The organism is Enterobacter sp. 5-4 (assembly GCF_000612205.1).
GTDB lineage: Bacteria > Pseudomonadota > Gammaproteobacteria > Enterobacterales > Enterobacteriaceae > Enterobacter > Enterobacter roggenkampii.
Genome location: NZ_JFHW01000015.1, coordinates 66,133 through 82,489, shown reverse-complemented (window position 1 = coordinate 82,489; position 16,357 = coordinate 66,133). Strand labels below are relative to the sequence as shown.

Sequence of the window (16,357 nt, the reverse complement as noted above, 5' to 3'; positions counted from 1 at the left end):
GGACCATCAGAAGCCGAGGCTGTCCAGCAGGTCGTCCACCTGATCCTGGCTTGCCACCACGCCCGCCTTGCTGGCGTCGAGCTGTGGACCATTGAGCAGGCTTTCGTTCTCGCGTTTTGGACGGGCTGCCGGTTCCGGGATGTTCTCCAGCAGCACCATCAGCAGCTGGCGCTCAATCTCCTGGATCACATCCATCATGCGCTTGATCACCTGACCGGTCAGGTCCTGGAAATCCTGCGCCATCATGATGTCCAGCAGCTGGGCGTTGGTGAAGCTAGTGTGGCCGGGCACATCCCCCAGGAACTGACGGGTGTCGGTCACCAGTTCGCGGGCATCCGCCAGCTCGATTGGGTTCTCAAACCACTCGTCCCAGCGTTTGGTCAGCGCTTTCGCACCCTTTTCCATCGCATCCTGGTGCGGTTGTGACGCTTCAACGCTGTTCAGCGCACGTTCCGCGGCCTGAGCGGTCATCTGCACGACGTAGTCCAGACGATCGCGTGCATCAGGAATCGCTTCCGCCGCTTCGGCAATTGCCTGATCCAGACCCAGCTCACGCAGGCTGTCACGCAACATGCGCGTCAGGCTGCCGATGCGGACGATAATGTCGCTCGGCGAGTGTTCTTCAACGGGTTTCATAGCAGGTTGCATCATAACCAACACCTCACATGCCGAGTTTCTCGAAGATCTTACCGAGCTTCTCTTCCAGGGTCGCCGCCGTGAATGGCTTCACCACGTAGCCGCTTGCGCCCGCCTGTGCAGCGGCAATGATGTTCTCTTTTTTCGCTTCTGCCGTGACCATCAGCACCGGCATGGACGCCATTCCCGCATCAGCACGAATGGTTTTCAGCAGTTCCAGACCGTCCATGTTTGGCATGTTCCAGTCGGAGATCACAAAACCAAACCCGCCCGCCTGCAGCTTGTTCAGCGCATCCACGCCGTCTTCTGCTTCTTCAACGTTATTGAAGCCCAGCTCTTTCAGCAGGTTGCGCACAATGCGACGCATGGTGGAAAAGTCATCCACAACCAAAAACTTAAGCTCTTTATCCGCCATAAAATAATACTCCTGAGTCAAATACGTATTGCCTGTCCGGCACTGATTTTCGCCAGCATCTGCTGGCTTACCTGGCTAAGATCGACCACTTCGCTCACGCCACCCATATTGATGGCCTCGCGCGGCATGCCGAACACCACACAACTTGCTTCATTCTGCGCAATCGTCCAGGCACCAGCCTGGTGCATTGCAAGCATTCCGGCGGCCCCGTCGTTGCCCATCCCCGTCAGGATCACCCCCACGGCGTTGCGCCCCGCATGTTTCGCCACCGAATGAAACAGCACATCCACCGACGGACGGTGCCGGTTGACCGGCGGTCCGTCATGAATTTTGATTTGATAGTTAGCGCCGCTGCGCGCCAGTTCCATATGCTTGTCGCCAGGGGCGATATAGGCATGTCCCGGCAGCACGCGCTCGCCGTCTTCCGCCTCTTTCACGCTGATCTGGCACAGCTTGTTCAGGCGTTCGGCGAACGAACGGGTAAAGCCTGGCGGCATATGCTGCGTGATCAGAATACCCGGACTTGAGAGCGGCAATGGCTGGAGTACATGACGAATTGCCTCTGTTCCTCCGGTTGACGCCCCAATGACCAGCAGTTTTTCCGAACTGAGTAAGGGACCGGCCTTCAGGGTCGCAGGCGCGGCCATCGGCGTGTGGGCGGCAAGCTTTGCCCGCGACGCGGTGCGGATCTTCTCGGCGATCATCTCGCTGTACGCCAGCATCCCCTCGCGAATGCCGAGCTGCGGCTTGGTGACAAAATCCACCGCTCCCAGCTCCAGCGCGCGCAGGGTGATTTCCGATCCTTTCCCGGTCAGGGAGGAGACCATCACCACCGGCATGGGCCGCAGCCGCATTAATTTTTCGAGGAAATCTATGCCATCCATGCGCGGCATCTCGACATCCAGCGTTAGCACGTCGGGGTTATATTTTTTAATTAAATCCCGCGCTACCAGCGGATCGGGGGCGGTTGCCACCATCTCCATGTCGCTGTGGCTATTGATAATTTCAGTCATGATCTGACGCATCAGCGCTGAATCATCGACGGACAATACCCTGATTTTACTCATGCTTTTTCCTTACTCAGCGCATATACCGTTTGCCCACGCAGGCTAAACTCACGCACGAGGTTGCTGAAGTTTTCCGAGTGCCCGGCAAACAGTAAACCGTCAGGCTTGAGCAACGGAACAAACCGACGCAAAATGTCCTGTTGCGTCGTTTTATCAAAATAGATCATGACGTTACGGCAAAAAATGGCGTCGAAAGGCCCCGGCACGTTGTACTGCTTATCCAGCAGGTTAACGGGCGCGAATTCGACGCAGTTCGCCAGCTCCTGGCGTACGCGTACCAGGCCTTCATGCGGGCCCGTGCCGCGCATGAAATAACGCTGCAGCTGCTGCGGCGACAGCGTTTTCAGTTCATCCTGGCGATAAACGCCGTTACGCGCCTTCTCCAGCACTTCGGTATCGATATCGCTGGCGTAGACCTTCCAGCGTCCCGGCGCCATCCCCAGCGTATCGGCAAGGGTGATCGCCAGCGAGTACGGCTCTTCCCCCGTCGAGGCGGCCGCACTCCAGACGCGATACTCCCCGGTGCGCCGGCGCGCATGCTCGGCCAGGACCGGGAAGTGGTGGGCCTCCCGGAAAAACGCCGTCAGGTTGGTGGTTAACGAGTTAATAAAAGCCTGCCACTCGGCGCTGTTCTGGTTCGCCTCAAGCATGCTCAGATAGCGACCAAAATCATCCAGCCCCAGCGTACGCAAGCGCCGCACCAGACGGTTGTAGACCATGTCCCGCTTATGATCCGCAAGCACGATCCCCGCACGCTGGTAGATTAACTGACATATCCGACGAAAATGCGCGTCGGACAGCGCGAGGCGCTGTGTCATCTGCAACAATAATGACGTTTGCCCAGGGGGCATTGGTGATGTCATAGCGCCTTCTTAATTACATTCAGGATACAACTGGCACGGCCTGCGACCGCCCGACTTCTGTTACTGCTTCAACGTGCTCTTTCACATTAAATACCGCGACCAGCCCGGTCAGACGATCCGCCTGGCTGGCCAGCTGATCGGTTGCCGCTGCCGCTTCCTCAACTAACGAGGCGTTCTGTTGCGTCACCTGATCCATCTGGGTGACCGCCTGAGCAACCTGCTCAATCCCGCGACGCTGTTCATCCGACGCCGAGGCAATCTCGCCCATGATGTCGTTCACCCGCGTCACGGAGGTGACGATTTCGTGCATGGTTTGTGCCGCCGTATCCACCAGGGCAGAGCCTTGCTGAACCCGTGACACCGATTCTTCAATCAGCACCTTAATTTCTTTCGCCGCGTTGGCGCTGCGGCTCGCCAGGTTACGCACTTCACCCGCTACCACCGCAAACCCGCGCCCCTGCTCCCCGGCACGCGCCGCTTCAACGGCAGCATTCAGCGCCAGTATGTTGGTCTGGAACGCGATACCGTCAATCACGCTAATGATGTCACCAATTTTCTGTGAACTGGTGGCGATCTCCTGCATGGTGCTGGCGACATGGGACGCCTGGTCGCCGCCCTTCTTCGCCGTCATCGCCGCCTGTTTTGACAGGTCAGACGCCTGACGCGCGTTATCGGCGTTCTGGCTAACCGTCGCGGTCAGCTGCTCCATGCTGGCTGCCGTCTGCGCCAGCGAGGCCGCCTGCTGCTCGGTGCGGGATGAGAGATCGTTGTTACCCGCCGCAATCTCTGAGATCCCGGTGTGCATGGCATAACTGCCCTGACGCACGTCGGATACCGTTTCCCTCAGCGATCCCTGCATCGCCTTCAGGCTGGCAAAAATTGCCGAAATTTCGTTCTTGCCGAACACCGCCACCGGACGCGCCAGGTCGCCTTTCGCAATGCTGTCGAAGTGGCTGCTGATAATCGCCAGCGGCTGCACAATCATTTTGCGTGACCAGAGCAGCGCGGCGCCGGTCAGCAAGCCCGCCAGAATCACCATCACGCCGAAGATGACGCCCGACATGTGATAGCTGGTGCGGCTTGCTTCACCGGCGCGCAGAACAGACTGATTGATATCCTGCTGCCATGCGTCAAAGCTGCCGTCAAACGCCGCCTGTGAGGCCTGAACCGGCGCGGTCATAAAGTCCGACAGCTGGTTGTTCTCAAGCCACGTCGCCTGATGGTCGAGATCGCTGTACCACTGTTCAAAGTGGGTCTTCATGGCGGCCTTCAGCGCTTTCTCTTTCTCGCTGCCGGTGGCCTGTGCCGCAAAGGCCTTAAACTGTGCGTCAGCCTGTTTCAGGCTGTCGCGTGCGGTGGCCATCAGCGCCTTAATGTCATCCGGCGGATAACTTAGCGCGGTTAAGGTTCCCGCCTTGTTCAGCGCAGTGCTTGCCTGCAGCAGCACGGCACGGGTTTGTGCCAGTGCGGAGCGCTGCTGATTACTCGCCTCAACGTCCTGCAAATTCTGATAGCCATCGCGAAACGCCCAAAAAGACAACCCGTTACTGCCAACCTGCAACACACCGCAAAGGATCAGAATCAAAAACAGTGTGGTCGAGATACGAATACGATTTAACATCCACGCTCCCATCAAGCGGCAAGCAGCCGCGGTTTAATTGTCAGTCAAAATGTTTCCCAGTTTTCATCTTGTCCGGTCGCCGCGGTACGCGTACGGTTTGCAGCCGTTTCAGCGGCTGGCGCGCGGTACGTCGCCTGCGGGGTGACCGTGTTTCCAGCGAGTGAAGCGAGACGAAACGCCGAGACGGCCATCTTCAGACGGCTCGCCTGGTCTTCCAGCGCAGCGGCCGCCGCAGCGGACTCCTGCACCAGGGCGGCGTTTTGCTGTGTCACGCGATCCATTTCCGATACCGCCAGGGCAACCTGGTCGATACCACGACTCTGCTCATCAGACGCAGAGGCGATTTCACCCATGATGTCCGTCACGCGGGTGACGGCATTCACGATGTCATTCATGGTCTCCCCGGCGCTTTCCACCAGCACGGAGCCGGTATCGACGCGGGAGACGGAATCTTCAATCAGCGATTTGATCTCTTTTGCCGCGTTGGCGCTGCGGCTGGCCAGGTTGCGCACTTCCCCGGCCACCACGGCAAACCCGCGTCCCTGTTCGCCCGCGCGCGCCGCTTCCACGGCGGCGTTCAGCGCCAGAATGTTGGTCTGGAAGGCAATGCCGTCGATGACGCTGATGATGTCGGCGATTTTCTTCGAGCTCTCGGCGATGTCGTGCATGGTTTTCACTACGCCATCCACCACGCGACCGCCGCGCTGCGCCGTCTCGGAGGCGCTTTCCGCCAGCTGAGACGCTTGGCGGGCGTTATCGGCGTTCTGCTTCACGGTCGCGGTGAGCTGCTCCATGCTGGCCGCCGTCTCTTCCAGGGCGGACGCCTGCTGTTCAGTGCGCGATGAGAGGTCGTTATTGCCCATCGCAATTTCGCTGGTGCCGGTATAGATGGCATCCGTGCCGCTACGCACGTTGGCGACGGTATCGATAAGCGAACGCTGCATATGGTCAACGCTGTTTGCCAGCTCGGTGATCTCATTGCGCCCGGACACGGTCAGCGTTTTGGTCAGGTCACCGCCGGCAATGTCACGAATATGGGCGATGACGCGACCGAGAGGGTTCAGCAGGATATGGCGAATGCCGTACCAGACCGCGATCAGCACAATGACCAGCGCCAGCGCCAGCACCGCCATCTGCCATTTCGCAAAGCGGTAGTCATTCTGGCTTTCAGCAAACGCGGAGTGATACAGATCGCCACTGACCTTTGCATATTCCCCCAGCGCCGCGCCGAGGGCGTTTTGCATCCCCTGCGTCGGCTGCGCGAAATAGGCGTCCATGTTGCCGCTCTCCAGGAACTGAATCAGCTCTGCCAGACCGGCATGGTAGGCGTTGTATTTTTCGTCGATATTCTGGCTCACCTGCTCCATCGCAGGCTGCGGGGTGATTTTCTTAAAGGCCTCGTAATGCTTTGCGGCATCCGCAAGTGTCGCCCGGGCATTTTTCAGCAGATCGGTTTTCGCGCTGCTCTGCTGATTGTTGGGATCCATCATCATGCGCGCGGACGAGCGGCTCAGGTTGATACGCGTTTGCAGCATCAGATCCCACGTTGAGGTGAGTTCACTCTGCTGCAGGCGGAGATCGTTCGAGGCCGCAAAGCTGTCCTGGTTCTGTTTTAATGACGAGAAAAAAAGCCCGCCGGAGATAAGCTGAAGTAGTGCGAAAATGACCAGCACCATCATAAGCATTGTGACAACGCGGATACGGTTCAACATACAACACCTTCTCATAGATTTATTAACGGTGTTATCGGCACAGCCAACAGGAACTTTACATTTGAGAAAGGGAAAAGCGCGGGGTTAGAAAGCCACGTCGACAATCAGCGTATCGGTGTAGGTTCCGGCGGGTGGCGTGGCCTGATTAGTCAGCACTTTCGCGGTGTAGTTGTAGGTACGCAGTAAACCGTCGGCACTGACCTGCGACGACGTCGCGCTGGTCCAGCGTTCGCTGCCGCTGCCGCCCCAGCGGTTACCCGTGGCTTCTTTATAGATGTCATAACTGAGGTAGTTACTGCCGCTTACCATCCGGCGCACGTTATTCAGCGCGTTAGCACCGTTGTTAATGCCGATGGTATACGTACTGCCTTTGGTACAGGTGACGGCTATCGCCTGTGAGACGGTGGGGAAACTTTGTACCAGCGGCGCGCTGTTGAAGTTGACGTCCGGCGTGGTCATGGCGCTGCAGTCGTTGGTGACGGTCATATCCAACAGGATGGTGGTTGTTGAGGTTCCCGTCTGGGCATTCGTACAAAGGCTTCCAACACCGAAGGCACAGACGCTGTAGCTGATGCTGAAGGTCAACTGCACCTGGTAGGGACCGGCAGTGACGTTTTGTCCAGCGACGGTGCGAAAATAGAGCGGAATGTTATACTGCCTTGTCCCCAGCAGCCCCAGCAAGGTATTCCCGCTCCAGGTATACGTTTTACTTATCTGCACCTCGCTGCTGCTCGCACAAGCCGATAATCCGCACAGCCGGGTGGGGATTACGTCCGTAATGGCGGCATTATCCGTACGTTTCATGGTCGCGCGACTGTTGCCCGAGACTGACGCCGCGGTGTAGCTCAGGGTCACCGAATCGTTGGTCAGAACGTTGAGCACGGTATCACACGCCACAACAAGCCTGCCGGTGGTTTCAACCTCCCCGGTTCCGCTGAGCGCGAACGAGGTGACGCTGCCAAACGACGCATTAACCGTACTGACGGTACACGCCGCCCAGCCGCCGCCGGAGAACAGCAACAGCATCAACAGCAGCAGACGCTTCATGGCGCCTCCCGACACACCAGCGGACCGTAGGTTTGCAGCTTGTGCTCCGGGTTGGCTCCCACGGTCAGGGTGACCTTGCAGCTTTTTCCGTCAGGCGCGATCACCTCCAGCGGATTCACATCGCTAAGGTTTTCCAGCCAGGCAATACCGTCATACCCCACCACCGCATTGCTGCGCGAGGCACGCCGGACCTGGCTTCCCACCGGCAGCGCCTGGCCGCGCGCATCGTGGAGGATGACGCTTGCCACTCTCTCCTGCTCCATCGGGAAATCGACCAGATAGCCGCTGTGACGCCGAATCGCAATTCGCCGCTCGGTCTCTTTCAGCCGGGTGTCCGCCGGCAGGTTCAGGGTATCAATGCGGTAGCTTGCCGGGTAATACGCCGACACCCCGCTGACCAGCAGGTAACCGTTGTTATTCGTTTTGCCAACGGGCTGGTTCTCATAGCTGACGGGCACGTCCGGATGACCGTCGGTACTGATGACCACAAACGCATCGTTGATCTTATTCGCCGCGAACAGCTCGCCGTCCATCAGAACAATCGCGCCCATCGCCTCGCCCCACCAGGTCATCATGTCCCTTTCGCCGTAGCCGCCGCCCTGCAGTTCAATATTGTTATTACGCCAGCCCAGCGTGCCCTGCTGATAGTCACTGGATTTTGACTGGTTGGCCCAGGCCATGTTCCAGCTAAAGCCGCCGTCAGACGGCATGGAATGGTTGTAGTTAATGCGCTGGGTGTTGCCCGCATCCGGGGTGTTTTCGACGGTGAACGCGGCGCTGTCGCGTGCCCCCAGCGGCACCTGCAGCGACAGCGCGACCGTCCAGTCTCCCCGCTGCTGGTCCCGACTCCCGGCGAGGTAAATACTGCTCGCGCCCCACAAATTACGGCTCCATGAGAGATTAAGCAGCTCGGTTTTTTGACTGTCAAAACTCTCCACGCCAATCCAGGCTGCGCCGATGTTGCCGTACTGTCCCAGGTTGAAGGTCAGAGAATACTGGTCCGTATTGCGGCTGAAGCTGGCGATGGGTTTATCGTTATCGTCATACACCGTAGGCTGGTCGTACAGGGCCAGATTGCCAAAGCCGCGGTCCCGACGCGTGTGCTGGGTGGCCACGCTGAACTCGCTGGTGCTGTACTGGTAACCCCAGTTGATTTGCCCGCCCGCCTCCCCGCGCATGCGGCTTTGCGAGTAAGAGGTATTCACCACGCCAAACTGGCCGAGTTTAATCACCGTCCCAGCCCCGCCCAGCGCCAGCTCCTGCGCCCCTTCGGCATGACCCTCCAGCGTCAGCCAGTCCGTCACCCCGTAGCGATACGAACCGCTGCCTGCCGCCGGGCCGTAGTCAAAATTCTTGATACCGTAATTACGCCGCAGGCTGCCCAGCGTCACGGCGCCGTCGCTCAGCCCTTTTTTGAGCAGGTCGCTGGAGACGTAAAACGGCAGCGTGGTGCTGACCTGGCGCCCTAATGCATCCGTCGTGACCAGTACCGCATCCCCGGCGCCGTTGATATAGGGCAGATTGGTCAGGGTGAAGGGGCCCGGCTGAAGCTGGGTTGAGCCGGACCGATAGCCGTTGATAAAGAGATCCACCGAGGTGGGCACCGCCGCTTCCCCCGCGAATTCGGGCAGCGGCCACGTCACCAGGTCAGGGCGCAGGGAGAAATCTCGCCCGACGCTGATCCCTCCCATCCGCACGCTGGAGCTCCAGCTCAGGGCATCGCTGATCACGTCCCCGACGCTCCAGCTCATTGCGTCATCCTCATTCGTGAACAGCAGGGTCGTGTCATAGCGGACATACCCTTCCTGCTGACCGTCGTTACCGGTGAAATTTTCCCGGGCATAGCCGGTGGAGGAAAACGAGCCGTTCTCATTGAAATAGCGGAATTCATGCCAGAGGGACGCCTGTCCGCCGATATGCTCCGTGTGGTTGGTGTAGAGATCGTAATTGAGCAGCGCGCCGCGCCCGAAGTGCGGTTTGGCCTGCGCCGTTTGCGCGCCGAACGGCGTCACGCGGGATGCGACCCAGTCCCGGGGAACGGTCAGCAGCAGACGTTGCCCGGCGCTGTCGTACTCCACCCGAACCTGAGAAAGCGATGAGAGACTCACCTCTCCGGCAGGAACATGTTCCGGGGGCAGCCCCGCGCGCAGCAGGTCAGCGCTGGAGATAAAGAAAGCGCCTTTGCGCTGCGTCACGGGCACGACCAGACCGGTATCGTAGTGGTTGAGCACGAGGGCAAGCTGGAAGACCGCTTCATCATGTATCGCCTGTGCCTGGGGCGGCGGCGGAAGGCTGTCATCGCCGGGCTCAGCCCAGGTCGCGGAACTGACGCAAAGCAGTATCATCATCGCCGGCTTCAGTTGACGGGCGTCGACTGCCATTGTGCGTCCCTGGCATTAATCTGCGCGCTCATCCGCTCTGGCTGACGAACGCCTGCGGGTATCGGCCAGCTGCGGGTGCTGCCGGGAAGTACGTAACCCAGCAATCCCTCCGCGACCGTGCGTTTCTGCCCTCCCTGCTCCAGCGCCACCTGGCTCAGCCTGACATGGACATCCCCCCGATTCCGAACCTCCAGTACCGGCTGCCCATCCGCTCGCGTCACCCGCCAGCTCAGGTTCCGGGTCTCCACCAGCGCGTGATGCGCCCCCTCTTTTATTGTCGGGATCCCCTGGCCATACACAAACAGCGGAATGGAGTAACGCATCTGCAACTTGAGGCCGATGGCGGGTTCTGCTTTAGCATCAGGCTGAGGAATTTCATCCACGATAATGCGGTAGGCTTGTTCGACGCCTGCGGGAACGGGGGCCTGCTTAATAAGACGGATAAGCTGCTTGCTGCCTGTGCCAATCGTGACGATGGGCGGGCTGGCGACCACATCCTGCTGCGCGGTGTAGCGTTCGTGTCCGTCCTCCTGCTTCCAGCGCACAATACGCACCTGCATCGTGGTGGCGCTGTTTCCCTGGTTCTGGATCCACAGCTCCGTGGCGTTGGCGTCTGCCGCAAGCCACGGGTCGATCGGCCAGAGCAGAATGGTGGCTGCCGCCTGCGCCTGACCGATTGCCACAGCCATTCCCAACGCGCCCGCCAGACAAACAGGTCTGAAAACTGGCTTCATCAACACTCTCCCTTTATTACCATGACAAGGTCACGGTGAGCTGATCGGAATACGTTCCTGCCGGGCTAAATCCGGTCAGTAGCGCCACGCCAAAAAGCGGCAGCGCGATGTTATTGCTGTTGCTATAGGTCACCGGTATCGCCTGGTTGACGCCAATTTCGCTGTTCGCGGCCAGCGAGCTGCTGCTGTAAAGCCGGTATCCCACCACGTCGGCGCCGTTCGAGCGCTTCATGCGGCGAACGGTTGAATAATTCTGTCCGCCATTAATGCTCATGCTCAGCGCCACGCCCGGCGTGCAGGCGATAGACAACGCCCCGTTTGGCACAAAGCTGGTGCTTACCGGTGCGCTCTCGACGCCGTTATGGGTGCCAAAATCCAGCGTCCCGAGAACCCCTCCGCTGCCGGTGGCCACCGCGCATCCCGGAACAATCGTCGCGCTCACCTTAAAGGACTGTGACGTCACCGCCTCCGCCGCGGGCGTCATCAGCAATCCGACGATCAGCGCGAAAAAAGGCTGCACGTGTCCCTCTGCGCATATGCGCAGACCAGTAAGAGTTGCCTTCATGGCGGTGCAGGACTAATAGGTGACGCTGACGTTAATCGTGTCGGTGTAGGTGCCCGGGACGACCGTCACGCTGTTACCGCCGCCGGTAATACGTCCGTAGAGGGTGTAACTGTCCACCCCTCCGGCCGTAGAGGCGATCGGCAGCGCGGTGTTATTGGCAATCACGCTGTTAAACCCGCTGTCGCTGTACAGGCTGTATGCCACGCCCTGTGCCGCGTTGGCGGTGTTAACCAGATAGCGCGCAGGGGTTCCCGGGGTGCCGACAACGGTGCCGGGTGCGGTGGAGTTGGTGTTGCCGGTGATCGCCACCGTATAGCTGGCGGTCGTACACTGAATAGTGAAGGTGTTTCCGCCGCTGGCGCCGGTGAGCTGCGTGGTCAGAGTGGAAAACGTTGCGGGATGGGTGCCGAAATCCAGTGTCCCGAAGTTAATGCCGTTTTGCGTGGGCGATCCGTTTATCAGACAACCGTTCGTGAGCGTCAGCGTCGCGCCGATGGTGCCGCTACTGGTGACGGCCAGCGCCTGATGGACCGTTGTCGCAGTCAGTAAGGTGCCTGCGCAGATCAAAAGGAGTTTTCTTTTCATTTACCACCCTCCAGAAGACGTCTCCGTTCCCTTGCCACGTTTTATTTTTGTCGTTCAAGATGTTAGCCCCGCTTAATGTTCCTCTGAGGGGGGTTATTGAGAATTTAGTTTACGGATATCGCTTCGACCACCTGCCCCTTAACGCATAAGCACTTTGTCTTATTGACTTCTTATTGCCTTAAATAACAGAGAGTTAAATTATTTTTTTCAGCATTTTCATGCTATCAGTAGAGAATATATCCATTAAAGTGTGATGCAGATCACAATATATCGTCAGGGCAATAACAACAAAATTAATAAAACTTAAAAAGGAGTTGTATCCCCCTACGCTTTGCGTCAATTTATGTGCCGAATAATTTCCCGCGTCGTAATAAAAAATTTATATGTATCGGTGCGGGCTACATCTGAAGCGCATAGAGGGTCTTTTTTCGTGGCAAGTGCAAACAAACTCACACTCTTCATCGTGATATTCATGCTGGCGGGTATTCTTTCAGGGGCAGCAATTCATGAATATGCATCTGCGGATGCCATCAAAGCCTGGTCGGATAATATTACCCTTCTGACCGATATTTTCCTGCGACTGATCAAAATGGTCATTGCGCCGCTGGTCTTCAGTACGCTCACCGTCGGCATTATGAAGCTGGGCGAAACCTCCACCATTGGCCGCGTGGGCGGCAAAGCGATGGTGTGGTTTATCAGCTCATCCGTGCTCTCAATTCTGGTCGGCCTGTTTATCGTCACGCTGGAGCATCCGGGCAGCGGGCTGAACCTGACCGTCCCGACCGAGGCGGTGGATACCGGTCTGGCCGTTGGGGGCATGACGCTGAAAGCGTTCCTGTCACACACCATTCCAACCAGCATCGCGGGGGCGATGTCGAACAATGAGATCCTGCAGATTGTAGTGTTCTCCATGTTCTTCGGCATTGGCGGCGCGTCGCTGGGGCAGAAATTCAATGCCCCACTGGTGGCCGCGCTGGACGTGGTTTCCCATATCATGCTGAAGGTCACAGGCTACGTGATGTACGTTGCGCCGCTGGCCATTTTCGCGGCAATCTCATCCGTTATCGCCACGCAGGGTCTGGGCATTCTGTTGAACTATGCCTCCTTTATTGGCGGCTACTACGTTGCCATTCTTCTCACCTGCATGGTGCTGCTGGCCGTGGGTTACATGGTGCTGAAAAAAGAGGTGTTCCGCCTGGTCAGCATGCTGAAAGATCCAGTTCTGGTGGCGTTTACCACCAGCAGTTCTGAAGCGGCCTATCCTAAAACGCTGGAGCAACTGGAGCGTTTTGGCTGCTCGCGCAACATCGCCTCTTTCGTACTGCCCATTGGCTACTCCTTCAACCTGGTGGGGTCGATGGTGTACTGCTCTTTCGCCTCGATGTTTATTGCGCAGGCGTACAACATTCATCTGAGCTTCTCTGAGGTGACGGTGCTGATGCTGACCCTGATGCTGGCCTCAAAAGGGATTGCGGGCGTACCGCGCTCCTCGCTGGTGGTGCTGGCTGCGACGATCCCAAGCTTTAACATTCCGGTCGCTGGTATTCTGCTGCTGATGGGGATCGACCACTTCCTGGATATGGGCCGTTCCGCAATTAACGTTCTGGGTAATGGTATTGCGACCGCCATGCTGTCGCAGAATGAAGGTGCGCGGGACGCGGAAGCTGAAGCTGAACTGGTAAAGCAGGAAGCGTAATGGCATGAAAAAGCCGGGTGGCGGCTTCGCCTTACCCGGCCTACAAATGGCCCGAACGCGTAGGCCGGGTAAGCGTCAGCGCCACCCGGCTTTGTTTTAGGCTACGCGACTCGCCGCGATATCCTGCAGTGAAGACGACCCCCGAGCATTAACGTATGGGTGGCCACGAAAGCTGAGCAGGTGGAGCAGGATGTAAAAACGCCGGGTGGCGGCTTCGCCTTACCCGGCCTACAAATGGCCCGAACACGTAGGCCGGGTAAGCGTCAGCGCCACCCGGCTTTGTTTTAGGCTACGCGACTCGCCGCGATATCCAGCGGTGAAGACGGCCCCGAGCATTAACGTATGGGTAGCCACGGAAGCTAAGCTGGTGGAGCAGGATGTAAAAAAGCCGGGTGGCGGCTTCGCCTTACCCGGCCTACAAATGGCCCGAACGCGTAGGCCGGGTAAGCGTCAGCGCCACCCGGCTTTGTTTTAGGCTACGTGACTCGCGGCGATATCCAGCAGCGCCATCTCATCGCTGTTCAGCAGCTTCTCAATGTTCACCAGAATCAGCATACGCTCGCCGAGCGCGCCCAGACCGGTCAGGTATTCGGTCGACAGCGTGACCGCAAACTCTGGCGCAGGACGAATCTGATCAGAGGTCAGAGAAAGCACGTCAGACACGCCATCCACCACGATCCCCACCACGCGCTGCCCCAGATTCAGGACGATCACCACGGTGTTGTCGTTGTAGTCAACGTCGCCCTGGCTGAACTTCACGCGCAAATCCACGATGGGCACAATGACGCCACGCAGGTTGGTGACACCTTTAATAAACGCAGGCGTGTTAGCGATGCGGGTAACCTGGTCGTAACCACGGATTTCCTGCACTTTCAGGATATCGATGCCGTACTCTTCATCGCCTAAAGTGAATACCAGAAATTCCTGTCCTGATGGCTCGCCCGCCAGTTTCGTTACATTACTCATACCGGTCATGTTATTACCTTCTACTTAATCAGGCGGCTGTGTACGCCACACGTTGTTCACGATTTAATCCCTGAAGCGCCGACACGTCGACGATCAGCGCCACGCTACCATCACCCAGAATGGTGGCGGCAGAAATACCCGGCACTTTGCGGTAGTTGCTTTCGAGGTTCTTCACCACCACCTGGTGCTGACCGATCAGCTGATCGACCAGCAATGCGTAGCGGCGGCCCGCGCTTTGCAGGATCACCACGATACCCTGCGTAGCCTCTGTCTTCGCCCCGTCCACTTCGAACACTTTCCACAGTTCCACCAGCGGCAGGTACTCACCGCGAACCTCGAGCACGCGCTCCCCGCCCGCCAGCGGATGCAGATCTTCCTCACGCGGCTGGAGGGATTCCATCACGGCGTTCAGCGGGAGGATAAAGACTTCGTCCGCCACTTTGACGGACATGCCGTCGAGGATCGCCAGCGTCAGCGGCAGCAGGATGCGAATGGTCGTGCCGGAACCCTGTTTGGACTGGATCTCAACGTGGCCGCCCATCTCCTGGATGTTACGTTTTACCACGTCCATGCCCACGCCGCGCCCGGAGACGTCGGTCACCTGCTCTGCGGTAGAGAAGCCCGGTGCGAAGATCAGCATGCCCACTTCTTCGTCGGTCATGTTTTCATTGACCGCCATTCCCTGCGAAATCGCTTTTGCCAGGATGCGCTCGCGGTTCAGACCGGCGCCGTCATCGGTCACTTCAATGCAGATGTTTCCGCCCTGATGTTCCGCAGACAGGATCAGATTCCCGACCGGGGATTTCCCGGCGGCAATGCGGTTTTCCGGCAGTTCGATACCGTGGTCGAGGCTGTTACGCACCAGGTGCGTTAACGGGTCAATGATGCGCTCGATCAGGCTTTTATCCAGTTCGGTTGAGCTGCCCATCAGGGTCAGTTCAATCTGCTTGTTCAGCTTGCTGGCGAGATCGCGAACCAGACGCGGGAAGCGGCTGAAGACATATTCCATCGGCATCATACGGATGGACATGACCGATTCCTGCAGATCGCGGGCGTTACGCTGCAGCTGGCCCATGCTGGTAATCAAATCCCCGTGGGTGACCGGGTCGAGTTCGTTTGAACGTTGCGCCAGCATCGACTGGGTGATCACCAGTTCGCCCACCAGGTTAATCAGCTGATCAACCTTCTCAACGGCGACACGGATGCTGGTTGACTCGCTGGAGCGCGCGGCAGGTTTTTCACCACGGCCCGGTGCAGCAGCCTCTTTTGGCACCGCCTTCAGCGCCGGAGCCGCAGGCGCCACAGCCGGTGCGGCAGCCTGAGCGACAACAGCCGCCTCTTCCACAGCCGCAGGAACGTCAACCGCGACCGTTTCGGTTTCGAAGGCGATTTGATCGGCTTCAATCACAAAGCACAGCACCGCCACGATATCGTCCTGGCCAATACCGTCATCAAGCGTCGCGGCCAGGCTGTCTTTGCCTTTAACCACGTTGCTTAATTTCGCCAGGTTACCCAGCTCTTCTTCCAGCAGGTTAACTTCATTCTCTTTCAGGCGAGACAGCACCACGCGCAGTTTGCCCGCCGGTGCGTCGGCAGGGGCAGACGCCTGTGCGGCAACCGTATCCACAACGCTCAGTTTTGCGGCAGGAACCACGGCTGCGGCAACCTCACCTTTGGCTTCCAGCGCGAGCTGGCGCAGCGCATTGCAGATGTATTCAAAGCTGGCGGCATCAGGCTCTGCCGAACTTTTATAGGCGTCGAGCTGTTCCTGCATAATATCTTTGGTTTCCAAAAACAGGTTGATAATATCGGTATTGAGCTGCATCTCACCGCGTCGTGCTTCATCAAGCAGGTTTTCCATTAAATGGGTCGTTTCCTGCAGGATGGTAAATCCAAACGTTCCGGCTCCGCCTTTAATGGAATGCGCCGCACGGAAGATGGCATTGAGCTGCTCGGAATCCGGTGCTTCGGGCACCAAATCGAGCAAGTGTTGCTCCATATCGGCCAACAATTCGTCGGCTTCATCAAAGAATGTCTGGTAAAAATCGCTAATATCCATGCTCACGCTA

At 58.2% G+C, this 16,357-nt stretch carries 14 protein-coding genes; 1 reads left to right on the top strand and 13 read right to left on the bottom strand.

Translation table 11 applies throughout. From position 1 onward, the window contains the following. Positions 1 to 6: 6 nt before the first annotated feature. The 11 genes from cheZ to AA74_RS0109625 all read right to left on the bottom strand — a co-directional run bounded on the left by cheZ (position 7) and on the right by AA74_RS0109625 (position 11,626). Positions 7 to 651, bottom strand: coding sequence for a protein phosphatase CheZ (gene cheZ / locus AA74_RS0109675; protein ID WP_008500432.1), 645 nt, complete (start codon positions 649 to 651; stop codon positions 7 to 9). A 10-nt stretch (positions 652 to 661) separates the two neighbouring features. Next, on the bottom strand, positions 662 to 1,051 hold the full coding sequence (gene cheY / locus AA74_RS0109670; RefSeq protein WP_008500431.1) for a chemotaxis response regulator CheY: 390 nt from the start codon (positions 1,049 to 1,051) through the stop codon (positions 662 to 664). Positions 1,052 to 1,068: 17 nt separating this feature from the next. Continuing rightward, complete coding sequence (locus AA74_RS0109665; protein ID WP_008500430.1) at positions 1,069 to 2,118, bottom strand: chemotaxis response regulator protein-glutamate methylesterase; 1,050 nt, start codon at positions 2,116 to 2,118, stop codon at positions 1,069 to 1,071. Next, positions 2,115 to 2,981 carry a protein-glutamate O-methyltransferase CheR gene (gene cheR / locus AA74_RS0109660; protein WP_008500429.1) on the bottom strand — a complete coding sequence of 289 codons (867 nt, stop codon included), beginning with the start codon at positions 2,979 to 2,981 and terminating at the stop codon, positions 2,115 to 2,117. The genes AA74_RS0109665 and cheR overlap by 4 nt, the downstream gene beginning before the upstream one ends. Positions 2,982 to 3,000: 19 nt before the next feature. Further along, on the bottom strand, positions 3,001 to 4,602 hold the full coding sequence (tap, locus tag AA74_RS0109655; protein WP_023344434.1) for a methyl-accepting chemotaxis protein IV: 1,602 nt from the start codon (positions 4,600 to 4,602) through the stop codon (positions 3,001 to 3,003). Between the two features lie 44 nt (positions 4,603 to 4,646). Beyond that, positions 4,647 to 6,314 carry a methyl-accepting chemotaxis protein II gene (gene tar, locus AA74_RS0109650; protein ID WP_025912282.1) on the bottom strand — a complete coding sequence of 556 codons (1,668 nt, stop codon included), beginning with the start codon at positions 6,312 to 6,314 and terminating at the stop codon, positions 4,647 to 4,649. Positions 6,315 to 6,398: 84 nt separating this feature from the next. After that, on the bottom strand, positions 6,399 to 7,361 hold the full coding sequence (locus tag AA74_RS0109645; RefSeq protein ID WP_025912281.1) for a spore coat U domain-containing protein: 963 nt from the start codon (positions 7,359 to 7,361) through the stop codon (positions 6,399 to 6,401). Further along, entirely contained in the window at positions 7,358 to 9,742 is a 2,385-nt protein-coding gene (locus AA74_RS0109640) for a fimbria/pilus outer membrane usher protein (protein WP_025912280.1), read from the bottom strand. The genes AA74_RS0109645 and AA74_RS0109640 overlap by 4 nt, the downstream gene beginning before the upstream one ends. Continuing rightward, positions 9,718 to 10,476, bottom strand: a complete 759-nt coding sequence (locus AA74_RS0109635) for a molecular chaperone (RefSeq protein ID WP_025912279.1) — start codon at positions 10,474 to 10,476, stop codon at positions 9,718 to 9,720. The genes AA74_RS0109640 and AA74_RS0109635 overlap by 25 nt, the downstream gene beginning before the upstream one ends. Positions 10,477 to 10,492: 16 nt before the next feature. Continuing rightward, on the bottom strand, positions 10,493 to 11,041 hold the full coding sequence (locus tag AA74_RS0109630) for a spore coat U domain-containing protein (protein WP_025912278.1): 549 nt from the start codon (positions 11,039 to 11,041) through the stop codon (positions 10,493 to 10,495). A 12-nt stretch (positions 11,042 to 11,053) separates the two neighbouring features. Continuing rightward, the gene (locus AA74_RS0109625; RefSeq protein ID WP_008500422.1) at positions 11,054 to 11,626 is read right to left on the bottom strand and encodes a spore coat protein U domain-containing protein; all 573 of its coding nucleotides are present in this window, start codon (positions 11,624 to 11,626) and stop codon (positions 11,054 to 11,056) included. Positions 11,627 to 12,056: 430 nt separating this feature from the next. On the opposite strand from AA74_RS0109625, the gene AA74_RS0109620 reads away from it, so the two are divergent. Then, positions 12,057 to 13,322, top strand: coding sequence for a dicarboxylate/amino acid:cation symporter (locus AA74_RS0109620; RefSeq protein ID WP_008500421.1), 1,266 nt, complete (start codon positions 12,057 to 12,059; stop codon positions 13,320 to 13,322). Between the two features lie 471 nt (positions 13,323 to 13,793). Here AA74_RS0109620 and cheW read toward each other — a convergent pair whose 3' ends face one another. Together cheW and cheA are read right to left on the bottom strand one after the other, a co-directional pair. After that, positions 13,794 to 14,297, bottom strand: coding sequence for a chemotaxis protein CheW (gene cheW, locus AA74_RS0109615; protein WP_008500420.1), 504 nt, complete (start codon positions 14,295 to 14,297; stop codon positions 13,794 to 13,796). A gap of 19 nt (positions 14,298 to 14,316) precedes the next feature. Then, positions 14,317 to 16,353: a chemotaxis protein CheA gene (gene cheA, locus AA74_RS0109610; RefSeq protein WP_023293970.1), complete on the bottom strand. Its 2,037-nt coding sequence runs from the start codon at positions 16,351 to 16,353 to the stop codon at positions 14,317 to 14,319. Positions 16,354 to 16,357: the final 4 nt, after the last annotated feature.

Bases quoted from the DNA above. Each gene is read 5' to 3' on its own strand.
- cheZ (WP_008500432.1), bottom strand. From the start codon at position 651: ATGATGCAACCTGCTATGAAACCCGTTGAAGAACACTCGCCGAGCGAC.
- cheY (WP_008500431.1), bottom strand. From the start codon at position 1,051: ATGGCGGATAAAGAGCTTAAGTTTTTGGTTGTGGATGACTTTTCCACC.
- AA74_RS0109665 (WP_008500430.1), bottom strand. From the start codon at position 2,118: ATGAGTAAAATCAGGGTATTGTCCGTCGATGATTCAGCGCTGATGCGT.
- cheR (WP_008500429.1), bottom strand. From the start codon at position 2,981: ATGACATCACCAATGCCCCCTGGGCAAACGTCATTATTGTTGCAGATG.
- tap (WP_023344434.1), bottom strand. From the start codon at position 4,602: ATGTTAAATCGTATTCGTATCTCGACCACACTGTTTTTGATTCTGATC.
- tar (WP_025912282.1), bottom strand. From the start codon at position 6,314: ATGTTGAACCGTATCCGCGTTGTCACAATGCTTATGATGGTGCTGGTC.
- AA74_RS0109645 (WP_025912281.1), bottom strand. From the start codon at position 7,361: ATGAAGCGTCTGCTGCTGTTGATGCTGTTGCTGTTCTCCGGCGGCGGC.
- AA74_RS0109640 (WP_025912280.1), bottom strand. From the start codon at position 9,742: ATGGCAGTCGACGCCCGTCAACTGAAGCCGGCGATGATGATACTGCTT.
- AA74_RS0109635 (WP_025912279.1), bottom strand. From the start codon at position 10,476: ATGAAGCCAGTTTTCAGACCTGTTTGTCTGGCGGGCGCGTTGGGAATG.
- AA74_RS0109630 (WP_025912278.1), bottom strand. From the start codon at position 11,041: ATGAAGGCAACTCTTACTGGTCTGCGCATATGCGCAGAGGGACACGTG.
- AA74_RS0109625 (WP_008500422.1), bottom strand. From the start codon at position 11,626: ATGAAAAGAAAACTCCTTTTGATCTGCGCAGGCACCTTACTGACTGCG.
- cheW (WP_008500420.1), bottom strand. From the start codon at position 14,297: ATGACCGGTATGAGTAATGTAACGAAACTGGCGGGCGAGCCATCAGGA.